General features: G+C 73.2%; 11 protein-coding genes. 9 read left to right on the plus strand and 2 right to left on the minus strand.

Annotation, left to right across the window (positions count from 1 at the left end):
• Window positions 1–23: 23 nt before the first annotated feature.
• Together ACFPBZ_RS20755 and ACFPBZ_RS20760 are read right to left on the minus strand one after the other, a co-directional pair.
• Complete coding sequence (locus tag ACFPBZ_RS20755; RefSeq protein WP_378038010.1) at window positions 24–494, minus strand: peroxiredoxin; 471 nt, start codon at window positions 492–494, stop codon at window positions 24–26.
• Window positions 495–579: 85 nt separating this feature from the next.
• Complete coding sequence (locus ACFPBZ_RS20760; protein ID WP_378038011.1) at window positions 580–1,023, minus strand: DUF3052 domain-containing protein; 444 nt, start codon at window positions 1,021–1,023, stop codon at window positions 580–582.
• Between the two features lie 303 nt (window positions 1,024–1,326).
• On the opposite strand from ACFPBZ_RS20760, the gene aceE reads away from it, so the two are divergent.
• The 9 genes from aceE (at window position 1,327) to ACFPBZ_RS20805 (ending at window position 12,318) form a co-directional block, all read left to right on the plus strand.
• A complete protein-coding gene (gene aceE / locus ACFPBZ_RS20765; RefSeq protein WP_378038012.1) occupies window positions 1,327–4,149 on the plus strand; it encodes a pyruvate dehydrogenase (acetyl-transferring), homodimeric type in 2,823 nt (940 codons plus the stop codon).
• Window positions 4,150–4,361: 212 nt separating this feature from the next.
• Window positions 4,362–4,565: a cold-shock protein gene (locus tag ACFPBZ_RS20770; RefSeq protein WP_378038013.1), complete on the plus strand. Its 204-nt coding sequence runs from the start codon at window positions 4,362–4,364 to the stop codon at window positions 4,563–4,565.
• A 118-nt stretch (window positions 4,566–4,683) separates the two neighbouring features.
• On the plus strand, window positions 4,684–5,970 hold the full coding sequence (locus ACFPBZ_RS20775; protein WP_378038014.1) for a PucR family transcriptional regulator: 1,287 nt from the start codon (window positions 4,684–4,686) through the stop codon (window positions 5,968–5,970).
• 173 nt (window positions 5,971–6,143) lie between these two features.
• Complete coding sequence (locus tag ACFPBZ_RS20780) at window positions 6,144–7,124, plus strand: ACP S-malonyltransferase (protein ID WP_378038015.1); 981 nt, start codon at window positions 6,144–6,146, stop codon at window positions 7,122–7,124.
• Entirely contained in the window at window positions 7,121–8,107 is a 987-nt protein-coding gene (locus tag ACFPBZ_RS20785) for a beta-ketoacyl-ACP synthase III (protein WP_378038016.1), read from the plus strand. The genes ACFPBZ_RS20780 and ACFPBZ_RS20785 overlap by 4 nt, the downstream gene beginning before the upstream one ends.
• 36 nt (window positions 8,108–8,143) lie before the next feature.
• Window positions 8,144–8,386 carry an acyl carrier protein gene (locus ACFPBZ_RS20790; RefSeq protein ID WP_018331414.1) on the plus strand — a complete coding sequence of 81 codons (243 nt, stop codon included), beginning with the start codon at window positions 8,144–8,146 and terminating at the stop codon, window positions 8,384–8,386.
• A complete protein-coding gene (locus tag ACFPBZ_RS20795) occupies window positions 8,383–9,642 on the plus strand; it encodes a beta-ketoacyl-[acyl-carrier-protein] synthase family protein (protein WP_378038017.1) in 1,260 nt (419 codons plus the stop codon). Before ACFPBZ_RS20790 ends, ACFPBZ_RS20795 begins: the two co-directional genes overlap by 4 nt.
• 141 nt (window positions 9,643–9,783) lie before the next feature.
• Window positions 9,784–11,256, plus strand: coding sequence for an acyl-CoA carboxylase subunit beta (locus ACFPBZ_RS20800; protein ID WP_378038018.1), 1,473 nt, complete (start codon window positions 9,784–9,786; stop codon window positions 11,254–11,256).
• Between the two features lie 144 nt (window positions 11,257–11,400).
• Window positions 11,401–12,318 (plus strand): hypothetical protein, encoded by a 918-nt coding sequence (locus ACFPBZ_RS20805; protein WP_378038019.1) that lies wholly within the window; start codon window positions 11,401–11,403, stop codon window positions 12,316–12,318.
• Window positions 12,319–12,326 lie beyond the last annotated feature (8 nt).

Here is a 12,326-nt window from a genome sequence, read left to right on the forward strand (position 1 = left end):
CCCGTCGTGAGGGGGTCGAGCTGTCAGGCCGAGGCCTTGAGCTCCTCGATCGCGTCTTTCCAGCCCTGCTGGTCGCGCGCGTCGCCGGGGCCGTTGTGCTCGGCGAACCGCACGATGCCCTCGGAGTCGATGAGGAAGGTGCCGCGGAAGGCGAATCCGAGGTCGGCGGAGAAGACTCCGTAGCTCTCCGCGACCGCGCCGTGCGGCCAGAAGTCCGACAGCAGCGGGAACTGGTAGTTCTCCTGGGTCGCCCAGGCCTTCAGCGACCACGTGGTGTCCACCGAGACGCCGAGGAGCTGCACGTCGTCGTTCTGGAACGACGGGAGCTCGTCGCGGGCCGAGCAGAGCTCGCCCGTGCAGATCCCGGAGAAGGCGAAGGGGTAGAAGACGAGGAGGACGGCCTGCTTGCCCCGGAAGTCCGAGAGCGAGACCTCCTGGCCGTCCTGGTTCTTGAGCGTGAACTCGGGGGCCTTCGAGCCCACCTCGACCGTCATGGCGCGCGTTCTCCTCAGGGGTGTGTGGCTGGTGCGGCCTCACCCTAGCGACGGGAACCCCGTCGAGGGCGTCAGCCGGCCGCCGTCACCGCCTGCCCTTGCTCCCCGACTTCGGCGGCACCAGCCGCGTCCCGACCCAGCCGTCGGAGATGCTCACGTTGGAGGTCTGCGACAGGCCCGCCGTCGGCGCGGCCTCCGCGATGTCGGAGGGCTGGACGTGCCCGGCGTGACCGGTCTTGGGCGTCAGCACCCACACCACGCCGGTCTCGGCGAGCGGCGAGCGCGCGTCCATGAGGGCGTCGACGAGATCCCCGTCGTCGTCGCGCCACCACATCACGACGACGTCGACGACCTCCTGGGCGGTCTCGTCGAGGAGATCCTCGCCGGCCCGCTCCTCGATGGCGGATCGGACGACGTCATCGACGTCGGAGTCCCACCCGAGCTCCTGGACGATCATCCCCGGTTCGACCCCGAGCTTGCCGGCGATGTCGCTCCGGCTGCCGTCGGTGTCCCCCGCGGCCGCGACCACGTCTCCGGTCCCTCCTCCGTGTCATCTCCCCTGGTGCCGACGCCCCGTGGGGCGTCCGCCGTGACGGACAGCGAACACGGCGGACGTGCCGTGCGCAACCAGCCACGCGGCCCGCCTCGTGACGAGTCCGTGACGGGGCTGCCCACCACCACTCCCGTCTACTCGCGGGTAGAGATGACGGGGGGAACGTCCGGGGGCGACGATGGGGCCCCCGGCGGTGATCCCCCGGGCAGAATCGGTTCGGACAGGCCGCGTCCCTACCCGACGGCGGGTGTCACGACTGACGACGAGGAGCAGCAGCAGGTGTCATCGCAGAACGATTCGCAGCGGGCCGACGACCGCGGCTCGCGCGACTCCCGCGTCCACGTCATCCGGGACGGCCTCTCCACCCACCTGCCCGACATCGACCCCGACGAGACCGCCGAGTGGATCGAGTCGTTCGACCAGGTGCTGGACGCGGGCGGCCAGCAGCGCGCCCGCTACCTCATGCTCCAGCTGCTCCAGCGCGCCCGCGAGCGGCGCGTCGCGGTCCCGAGCCTGTTCTCCACCGACTACGTCAACACGATCCCCACCGACCAGGAGCCCTGGTTCCCGGGCGACGAGGAGACCGAGCGCCGCTACCGCGCGTGGATCCGGTGGAACGCGGCGGCGATGGTGCACCGCGCCCAGCGGCCGGGGGTCGGCGTCGGCGGGCACATCTCCACCTACGCCTCCGCGGCGTCGCTCTACGAGGTCGGCTTCAACTGGTTCTTCCGCGGCAAGGACCACCCCGGCGGCGGCGACCACCTCTACATCCAGGGCCACGCCTCCCCCGGCATCTACGCCCGCGCCTTCCTCGAGGGCCGCCTGGGCGCCGAGCACCTCGACGGGTTCCGCCAGGAGCTCTCGCACGCGGGCCCCGGCGGCGGCCTGCCGAGCTACCCGCACCCGCGGCTCATGCCGTGGTTCTGGGAGCACCCCACGGTCTCGATGGGCCTCGGGCCGATCAACGCGATCTTCCAGGCGCGCTTCGACCGCTACCTGCACAACCGCGGGCTCAAGGACACCTCCCAGCAGCACACGTGGGCCTTCCTGGGCGACGGCGAGATGGACGAGCCGGAGTCGCGCGGGGCCATCCACGTGGCCGCGGCCGAGGGTCTCGACAACCTGACCTTCGTGATCAACTGCAACCTGCAGCGCCTCGACGGGCCGGTGCACGGCAACGGCAAGGTCATCCAGGAGCTGGAGTCGTTCTTCCGCGGCGCCGGCTGGAACGTCGTCAAGGTGATCTGGGGCCGGGAGTGGGACCGCCTCCTGCACGCCGACCGCGACGGCGCCCTGATCAACCTGATGAACACCACGCCCGACGGCGACTTCCAGACCTACAAGGCCAACGACGGCGCCTACGTCCGCGAGCACTTCTTCGGCCGCGACCCGCGGACGAAGGAGCTCGTCAAGGACCTCTCCGACGCCGACGTCTGGAACCTCAAGCGGGGCGCGCACGACTACCGGAAGGTCTACGCCGCCTACCAGGCCGCGATGGAGCACGAGGGCCGTCCGACGGTCATCCTGGCGAAGTCGATCAAGGGCTACACGCTCGGCCCGACGTTCGAGGGCCGCAACGCGACCCACCAGATGAAGAAGCTGACCCTGCAGGACCTCAAGACCTTCCGCGACGAGGTCCGCGTGCCGATCAGCGACGCCGAGCTCGAGCGCGACCCCTACCTGCCGCCGTACTACCACCCCGGCAAGGACGCCCCCGAGATCGAGTACATGCTCGACCGGCGCCGCCAGCTCGGCGGCCCGGCCCCCGAGCGCCGGCTGCGCAACAAGCCGCTCGTCCTGCCCGGCGACAAGGTCTACGACGTCGTGCGCCGCGGCTCGGGCAAGCAGGAGATCGCCACGACGATGGCGTTCGTCCGGCTGGTGAAGGAGCTGACGCGCGACGCCGAGATCGGCAAGCGGGTCGTCCCGATCATTCCCGACGAGGCCCGCACGTTCGGCATGGACTCGTTCTTCTCCAACCTCAAGATCTACAACCCGCTGGGGCAGCTCTACACCTCGGTCGACGCCGAGCAGCTGCTGGCCTACCGGGAGTCCGAGACCGGGCAGCTGCTGCACGAGGGCATCAACGAGGCCGGGTCGGTGGCGTCGTTCACCGCGGTGGGGACGTCGTACGCCACGCACGGCGAGCCGATGATCCCGATCTACATCTTCTACTCGATGTTCGGCTTCCAGCGCACCGGCGACGGGCTCTGGGCGGCGGCCGACCAGATGGCCCGCGGTTTCCTGCTGGGGGCCACGGCAGGGCGCACCACGCTCGTCGGCGAGGGCCTGCAGCACAACGACGGGCACTCGCACCTGCTCGCGGCGACCAACCCCGCCGTGGTGGCCTACGACCCGGCGTTCGCCTTCGAGATCGGGCACATCGTGCGCGACGGCCTCGAGCGGATGTTCGGCGAGGAGTCCGACGGGGAGGCCGGCACCGCCCCGGCGAACCGCGACCCGAACGTCATGTACTACCTGACCGTCTACAACGAGCCCTACCGGCAGCCGGCCGAGCCCGACGGGATCGACGTCGACGGCCTGCTGCGCGGGCTCTACCGCTACGCCCAGGCGCCCGGCGGGCCGGGGCCGCGCGCCCAGATCCTCTCCTCCGGGGTCGCGATGCCGTGGGCGCAGAAGGCGCAGGAGATGCTCGCGACCGAGTGGGGCGTGCAGGCCGACCTGTGGTCGGCGACGTCCTACGGCGAGCTGCGCCGCGACGGCGTGGAGTGCGAGCGGCACAACCAGGCCCACCCCGAGCTCGAGCCGCTGACGCCCTACGTCACCTCGGTGCTCCAGGAGGCCGCCGGCCCGGTGGTCGCGGTCAGCGACTGGATGCGCGCCATCCCCGACCTCATCCGCCCCTGGGTGCCGGGCGACTACACCACGCTCGGCACCGACGGGTTCGGCCTGTCCGACACCCGCCCCGCCACTCGGCGGCACTTCGGGGTCGACGCGGAGAACATCGTCGTCGGGGTCCTCGCGGCCCTCGCGCGCCGCGGCGAGGTGGACCAGTCGACGGTGCGGGACGCCGCCGCGCGCTACCAGATCCACGACCCCCAGGCGGCCGGTCCGCAGGAGTCGGACAGCGGGGTGGCGTGAACCGATTCCGCCCGTGATCGCGCGGTGACTTTCTCGGGATCGGGACTGGTTTCCACCAGGGGGTGTGCCGCTAGGCTGTCGCCGACCGCACGGTCCACCTCGTAGCCAACGGGGAAGCCGGCGGGTCCGGCGGTTGGAGTACATCGCTCCGGCGGCGGCTCGAAGGGCCGGGGGCTCACGTTGCCCCCGGGACATAGGTATGAGGAGCAGGAATGGCAGAAGGCACCGTCAAGTGGTTCAACAGCGAGAAGGGCTTCGGCTTCCTCGCTCCCGACGGTGGTGGGGCTGACGTCTTCGTCCACTACTCGGCGATCCAGTCCCGCGGATTCCGGTCCCTGGACGAGGGGCAGCGCGTCTCGTTCGACGTCGAGCAGGGCCAGAAGGGCCTGCAGGCCGTTCAGGTCACGCCGCTGTAAGCAGCGTCCGAACACACGGGACGGGGTCCCGGCCGGCATCGCCGGCCGGGGCCCCGTTCCTCGTTCCGGGGGCCTACGCTGATCATCGAGCTCCGATGACGACGAGGGGGTGCGGGACTTGAGCCGTCCCCGCGTCTCCGACGCCACGCTGCGCCGTCTCGAGCTCGCGACCGGCGGGGTGGCCGGGGCCGGGGTGGCCGAGATGTCGGACCGGCTGCCGTGGTTCGCCCGGCTCACCGCCGAGCAGCGCGCCGGGGTCCTCATGGTCACCCAGCTCGGCGCCGCCAACTTCGTCACCTGGCTCCGCGACCCCGACGCCACGCCGCGGCTCACCGCCGAGGCCTTCCGCAGCGCCCCGCCCGACCTCGCGCGCCGGATGACGCTGCGCCAGACCGTCGAGCTCGTCCGGATCGCCACCGAGGTCTTCGAGGAGCGCATCCCCGCGCTGGCGGGGACCCGGGCGGAGAAGGCCGTCCTCGTCACGGCGGTGCTGCGCTTCGGGCGGGAGGTCGCGTTCGCCGCGGCCACCGTCTACGCCTCGGCCGCCGAGGCCCGGGGCGCCTGGGACGCGCGGCTCGAGGCCCTGGTGGTCGACTCCGTGATCCGGGCCGACCGCGATTCCGAGGGCGCCGTGCTCTCCCGCGCCTCCGCCCTCGGCTGGGACCCGGCGGCCCGGGCGATGGTGCTGGTCGGCGACCCGCCCGAGGCCGCCGTCCCCACGGGCCCCGACCCGCTGCACGGGGTGCGTCGCGCGGCCTACCGGGCGGGGGTCTCGGTGCTCCTCGGGGCCCACGGCCCGCACCTGTTGATGATCATGTCGGCGGAGGCGGGCCGCGGCGGGACGGCGGCGGACGACCCGGGGGCGCCCCGGGCCGCCGATCTCCCCGAGGGGCCGGGCTCGCCGTTGCGCGGGGAGTCCCGGGCCGCGCTCACCCTCGCCGACGCCTTCGGCCCGGGCCCGGTGGTGGCGGGCCCGGTCGTCGACGGGCTGCTCCACGCGCACCGCTCCGCCGCCCGGGCCCTCGCCGGCCACCGGGCCGTGGCGGCGTGGCCCGCGGCGCCCCGGCCGGTGTCGGCCGAGGAGCTGCTCCCCGAGCGGGTGCTGGCCGGCGACCGCACCGCGGTCGAGGCGCTCGTCGCCGACGTGGCCCGCCCCCTGCGCGAGGCCGGGGGCTCGCTCGTGGAGACCGTGGAGGCCTACCTCGACCACGCGGGCGTGCTCGAGGCCTGCGCCCGGTCGCTGTTCGTGCACCCCAACACGGTCCGCTACCGCCTGCGGCGAGTGGCCGACCTCACCGGCGCGCACCCCGGGGAGGCGCGCGGGTCGGCGTTGTTGCGTATGGCCATCGCGCTCGACCGGCTGGGGGCGGCCGCCGCTCCGCCGTCTGCCGCGACGGTCGGCTGACCTGCGACGACGGAGTCTCGGAACGGTCACGTCCCGGCAACCGGACTCTCAATCGATTCCGAAGCGCCTCGTCGTCAGGACCGCTCGTTGTAGGAACCCGACAACGAACCCCGGCGAGGATTCGTCACCCGGACGCCTGCTGCCAGCAACCTGCACATGGTGGAGTACGGCCTGTGATCGCGATCCTCGCGCCCGGTCAGGGCGCCCAGAAGCCGGGGATGCTCGGCCCGTGGCTGGAGCGGCCCGGCGTCCGGGAGCGCCTTGCGGGCTTCTCCGAGGCCGCGGGGCTCGACCTCGAGCACCTGGGCACCGAGGCCGACGCGGAGGCGATCGCCGACACCGCGGTGACCCAGCCGCTGCTGGTCGCCAGTGCCCTGCTCTCGGGTGAGGCCCTGCTGGCGGAGCTCGCGGGAGACGGAGCGCAGCGGAGCTCGACCATCCGGGAGCGCGCGGGCCTCCTCCCGGCCGGCACCCACGTCGCCGGGCACTCGGTCGGCGAGCTCGCCGCCGCTGCGCTCGCCGGGGTGCTCGCGCCCGAGCAGGCCGTCGCCCTCGCCGCGGTCCGCGGCCGCGAGATGGCCGCCGCGTGCGCCGCGGAGGCGACGAGCATGGCCGCCGTCCTCGGCGGCGACGCCGACACCGTGCTGGCCGCGCTGGAGGCCCGCGACCTCGAGCCCGCCAACCGCAACGGCGCCGGCCAGGTCGTCGCCGCCGGGCGCACCGCCGACATCGAGGCGCTCGCCGCCGACCCGCCGGAGGGGGCCCGGGTCCGCCCGCTCGCCGTCGCCGGCGCCTTCCACACGCGCTTCATGGAGCCGGCGGAGAAGGCCCTCGCGGCCTGGGTCGCCGAGCACCGCGACGAGCTCGCGCCCGCCGATCCCGCGCTCGCCCTGCTCTCCGACGCCGACGGCGCCGTGGTCACCAGCGGGTCGGACATGCTCGACCGGCTGGTCGCCCAGGTGACGCTCTCGGTCCGCTGGGACGCCTGCATGGACACCCTGCGCGACGCGGGCGTCACCGCGGTCGTCGAACTGACCCCGGCCGGGACGCTGACCGGCATGGTCAAGCGCCAGATCAAGGGCACCGGCACCGTCAACGTCTCCACGCCCGAGCACCTCGGTGCCGCGGTCGAACTCCTGCAGGGGGCCTCGTGAGTGTGCTGCTGCGCCAGCCCGAGCCGATCGCGGGCGCCCGGCTGCTCGGCCTCGGCAGCTCCCAGCCCGACCGCGTGGTCACCAACGACGAGCTCGCGCAGCACGTCGAGACCAACGACGAGTGGATCCGCAGCCGGGTGGGGATCGTCGAGCGCCGCTTCGCCGCCGAGACCGACTCGGTGGTGTCGATGGGCGCGGACGCCGGCTCGAAGGCCCTGGCCGACGCCGGGGTCTCCCCCACCGACCTCGACGCCGTCATCGTCGCCACCTGCACGATGCCCACCCCGATCCCGAACGCCGCCGCGCAGCTCGCCGACCGCGTCGGGGTCAACGGCATCGGCGCGATGGACATCAACACCGCGTGCGCCGGGTTCTGCTACGGCACCGCGGTCGCCTCGGACATGATCCGGTCGGGCAGCGCACGGCACGTCCTCGTCGTCGGGTCGGAGAAGCTGACCGACTGGATCGAGCTCGAGGACCGGTCGACGTCGATCATCTTCGCCGACGGCGCGGGTGCCGCGGTCCTCGGACCGGCCGAGCGCCCCGAGGACGTCGGGGTCGGCCCGGTCGCCTGGGGCGCGGCCGGCGACCTCGTCACCACCATCGGCATCGACGAGCAGAACTACCTGCGCCAGGAGGGCCAGGCGGTCTTCCGCTGGGCCACCACGAAGATCGCGCCGGTCGCGCTGAAGGCCGTCGAGCGGGCCGGGCTCACCCCGGCCGACATCGACGTCCTCGTGCCCCACCAGGCGAACCTGCGCATCGTCGAGGCGATCGCGAAGAAGCTCCGGTCGCAGGGCGCCCGCGACGACCTCGTCGTCGCGGACGACATCGTCCATTCCGGCAACACCTCGTCGGCGTCGATCCCCATGGCGATCGACCACATGCGCGCCGCGGGCCGGGTCCGTTCCGGCGACGTCGCGCTGCTCGTCGGGTTCGGCGCCGGCCTGTCGTACGGCGGCCAGGTCGTCGTCCTGCCCTAGCGTCGCCCCATCACACCCCTGAAGGAAAGGAGCCACGTGGCTTCCAAGGAAGAGATCCTCCCCGACCTCGCGAGCATCGTCGAGGAGGTGGCCGGCGTCGACGCCTCCGAGGTGACCCCGGAGAAGTCGTTCGTCGACGACCTCGACATCGACTCGCTCTCGATGGTGGAGATCGCCGTGCAGGCCGAGGACAAGTTCGGGGTCAAGATTCCCGACGACGAGCTCGCGAAGCTCACCACGGTGTCCGACGCCGTCGACTACATCTCCTCGCACTCGTGAGCGCTGCCGGCCGGGGGGTCGTCGTGACCGGGATGGGTGCGACGACCCCGCTCGGCGGAGACGTGCAGTCCACCTGGGACGGCCTCCTGGCCGGCCGCAGCGGGGTGCGCCCGCTGGCCGAGGAGTACGCCCGCTACGAGCTGCCGGTCGACTTCGCCTCGCAGCTCGCCGTCGAGCCCGCCGAGATCCTCAAGCGGGTCGAGCTCCGCCGGCTCGACCGCTCCGAGCAGGTCGCGATCATCGCGGCCCGCCAGGCGTGGCAGCACGCCGACCTCGGGGACTACCCCGCCACCGACGGCGGGACGTCGAAGGTCGACGGCCTGCGCCTCGCCGTCGTCGTCGGGACCGGCATCGGCGGGGCCACCACCCTGCTCAACCAGGACGACCTGCTCGAGCAGCAGGGCCTGCGCAAGGTCGCCGTCCTGACGATCCCCATGCTCATGCCCAACGGCCCCGCCGCCCACGTCGGGCTGGAGCTCGGGGCCGCCGCGGGCATCCACGCCCCCGTCTCCGCGTGCGCGTCCGGCGCCGAGGCCATCGCCTGGGCCTGGCGGATGCTGCAGGCCGACGAGGTCGACGTCGTCGTCGCCGGGGGCGCCGAGGCGTGCATCGCCCCCATCACCCTGGCCGGGTTCTGCCAGGCCCGCACCATGGCGCACGACTGGGACGACCCGTCGCTCGCCTCGCGACCCTTCGACGTGAAGCGCAACGGCTTCGTGCTCGGCGAGGGCGCCGGGATGCTGGTGCTCGAGCGCGAGGAGTTCGCCGCCGCGCGCGGGGCCACCGTCCACGGGCGCATCGCCGGCATCGGCACCACCGCCGACGCGTACCACATCACCGCCCCCGACCCGGAGGGCAACGGCCAGTCCCGCGCGATCGCCGCGGCGATGCGCACGGCCGGTCTCGAGCCCTCCGACGTCGGCCACGTCAACTGCCACGCGACCTCGACCCCGGTCGGCGACGTCGCCGAGACCGTCGCGGTCCGCAAGGCGATCGGCGACCACCCGGTGCTCACCGCCCCCAAGGGCTCGCTGGGCCACCTGCTCGGCGCGGCCGGCGCGGTCGAGGCGATCGCCACGATCCTCGCGGTCCGCGAGGGCATCGTCCCGCCCACCGCGAACCTGTCCGACCTCGACGAGAAGGTCGAGCTGGACGTGGTGTCGGGCGAGGCGCGCAAGGTCCCGCTGGAGGCGGCGATCAACGACTCCTTCGGCTTCGGAGGGCACAACGTCTCGCTCGCCGTCACTCCCGCCTGAGCGTCCGGGCGTTCTCGACCCGCCGTCCAGCAGCCTCACCGACGCTCCGTCCCGCCGACCCGTGACGGAACCGTCCCCCACCCACCGCGACGGGGACCCGCCGACCGGCGGTGCCCGGCCGTGAGTACCGAGGAGACCCGCATGACCGCACTCGAGGCACGCCCGGACACCCGCTCCGTGTCGGCGCCGCCGGTCCCGGCGGCGCTGCCGCAGGACCAGGAGCTCGACCCGCGCTCGCCGTTCGTGCGCGGGGCGGCGCTCGTCGACGTGGGCACGTTCTCGCCGCTGCGGCCGCCGGACACCTCCGGGGCGATGGCGGCGCACGGGCGGATCAACGGCGCGCGGGTCGTCCTCTACATCACCGACGGCTCGGTGATGGGCGGGGCGATGGGCTCCGAGGGCTGCCGGCACATCGTCGAGGCCATCGACACCGCGCTCCGGCTGCGCTGCCCGGTGATCGGGCTCTGGCACTCCGGCGGGGCGCGCCTCGCCGAGGGCGTGGAGGCGCTCGACGCGGTCGGGCAGGTGTTCGCGGCGATGGTGCGGGCGTCGGGGCGGGTCCCGCAGATCAGCGTGGTGCTCGGCCCGGCCGCGGGTGGCGCGGCTTACGGGCCGGCGCTGACCGACGTCGTCGTGATGTCCCCCGCCGGCCGGGTGTTCGTCACCGGGCCCGACGTGGTCAAGTCCGTCACCGGGGAGAAGGTCGACGCCGAGGGCCTCGGCGGGCAGGACGCCCACGGCAAGCGCTCGGGGGTCGTCCACGTCGTCGCCGACTCCGAGGCCGACGCCATGGTCCGCACCCGGCGCCTGACCGGGTTCTTCGCCTCCCCCGGCTCGTTCGACGTCCACGAGACCCGCTCGACCGACCTCCGCGCCCTGATGCCCGAGGCGAAGAAGCGCGCCTACGACGTGCACCCGCTGCTCCGTGAGCTGCTCGACCCGGCCCCGGAGGGCGAGTCGCCCTTCGAGGAGCTGCAGGTCCGCTACGCCCCGAACATCGTCACCGGGTTCGGCCGGCTCGGCGGTCGCGCGGTCGGGGTCATCGCGAACAACCCGATCCGCCTGGGCGGGTGCCTCGACTCCCCCTCGGCGGAGAAGGCGGCCCGCTTCGTGCGTCTGTGCGACGCGTTCGGCATCCCGTTGGTCGTCATCGTCGACGTGCCCGGCTACCTGCCCGGGGTCGGGCAGGAGTGGGACGGCGTGGTGCGCCGCGGCGCCAAGCTGCTGCACGCCTTCGCCGAGGCCACCGTGCCGCGGGTGACGCTGGTGACCCGCAAGTCCTTCGGCGGCGCCTACATCGCCATGAACTCCCGGTCGCTCGGCGCGACCGCGGTGTTCGCCTGGCCCGACGCCGAGGTCGCCGTCATGGGCGCCAAGGCCGCGGTCGGGATCCTCGCCCGCAAGCAGCTCGCCGCCGCCCCCGAGGAGGAGCGCGAGGCCCTGCACACCCGCCTGGCCGAGGAGCACGAGCGCACCGCCGGCGGGGTCGCCCGGGCCCTGGCGATCGGCGTGGTCGACGAGGTCATCGACCCCAGCGAGTCGCGCACCAAGCTCGTCGAGGCCCTCGCCTCCGCCCCCGCGGGCCGGGGGCACCACGGGAACATTCCTCTGTGACTTCGTCTCGTGAGCACTTCGAGGGCCTATAGGCCCTCGAAGTGCTCACGAGTACTCACCCGGAACCGAACCGCCGGCCGGTGACTCCAAGCCGGTGTGGACGAGCTGGATGACTGGCAACGGCTGAGGCGTGACCAGGGGAACGTGGTCAGCCTGGGGCAGATCCTGGGGCAGGGGCTGACGAAGGACGTCGTGCGGGCGAACGTCGCCGCGCAGCGCTGGAAGCCGCTCTTCCGCGGTACCTATGCCCTCGTCACGGGCGAGCCGACCCCGGAGATGTGGCGACAGGCGGCTCTGCTGTTCGTCCCCGGGGCCGCCCTGCTCAGTCATGCGACGGCTGCGGCGGTCCTGGGCCTGCGCGGCGGCTCGTCCGGCGGACCTGTCCACGTGACGGTGCCCTACGGTTCCTCGGCGCGCGGGTGCGACGGCCTCGTGATCCATCGGAGCCGGGCCTTCGCCCACATCGCGCTGCAGAACGCCGTCCCACCCGTGACCTCGAAGGTGGTGACGCTGATCGACCTGGCCGTCGAGGCCCCCGACGCCCGTGAGGGGATGCGGGTGCTGACGGCGGGCGCTGCGGCCGCCCGTGTCGACGCGGCGAGGATCGTCGAGAGCCTGGAGCTGAGGAAGCCACGGCGCTACGCCAAGGCGCTCCTGGCGGCGGCGAAGCTGCTCCTCGAGGGGATCGGGTCGGTCCTCGAGGCCGAGTACGCACAGCGGGTCGAGCTGGCGCACGGCTTGCCGGTGGGCCGACGCCAGGTCCATCGGCGCGTCGAGGAGACCAACCGGTACGAGGACATCGAGTACGACATGCCGGGCGGGACCCTCACAGTGCGACTCGACGGCTTCATCTCCCACGCCAACAAGAGAACGGCCCGCTCCGACCGGGCTCGGGACAACGCCGCCGAGCTCGAGGGCCGGGCACGACTGACCTTCGGCTATGAGGAGGTGCACGAGGCCGCCTGCCACGTGACCTGCCTGGTCGCGCGTCGACTCAAGCAGCTCCGTTGGGACGGCGAGGCTGTGCGCTGCCGCGCGTGTGAGCACTTCGAGGGCCTATAGGCCCTCGA

Source organism: Actinomycetospora atypica (assembly GCF_042653685.1).
GTDB classification, from domain to species: domain Bacteria; phylum Actinomycetota; class Actinomycetes; order Mycobacteriales; family Pseudonocardiaceae; genus Actinomycetospora; species Actinomycetospora atypica.

Excerpts from the sequence above, each read along its gene's own strand:
- ACFPBZ_RS20755 (WP_378038010.1), bottom strand. The coding sequence starts at position 494 with ATGACGGTCGAGGTGGGCTCGAAGGCCCCCGAGTTCACGCTCAAGAAC.
- ACFPBZ_RS20770 (WP_378038013.1), top strand. The coding sequence starts at position 4,362 with ATGGCAGAAGGCACCGTCAAGTGGTTCAACAGCGAGAAGGGCTTCGGC.
- ACFPBZ_RS20800 (WP_378038018.1), top strand. The coding sequence starts at position 9,784 with ATGACCGCACTCGAGGCACGCCCGGACACCCGCTCCGTGTCGGCGCCG.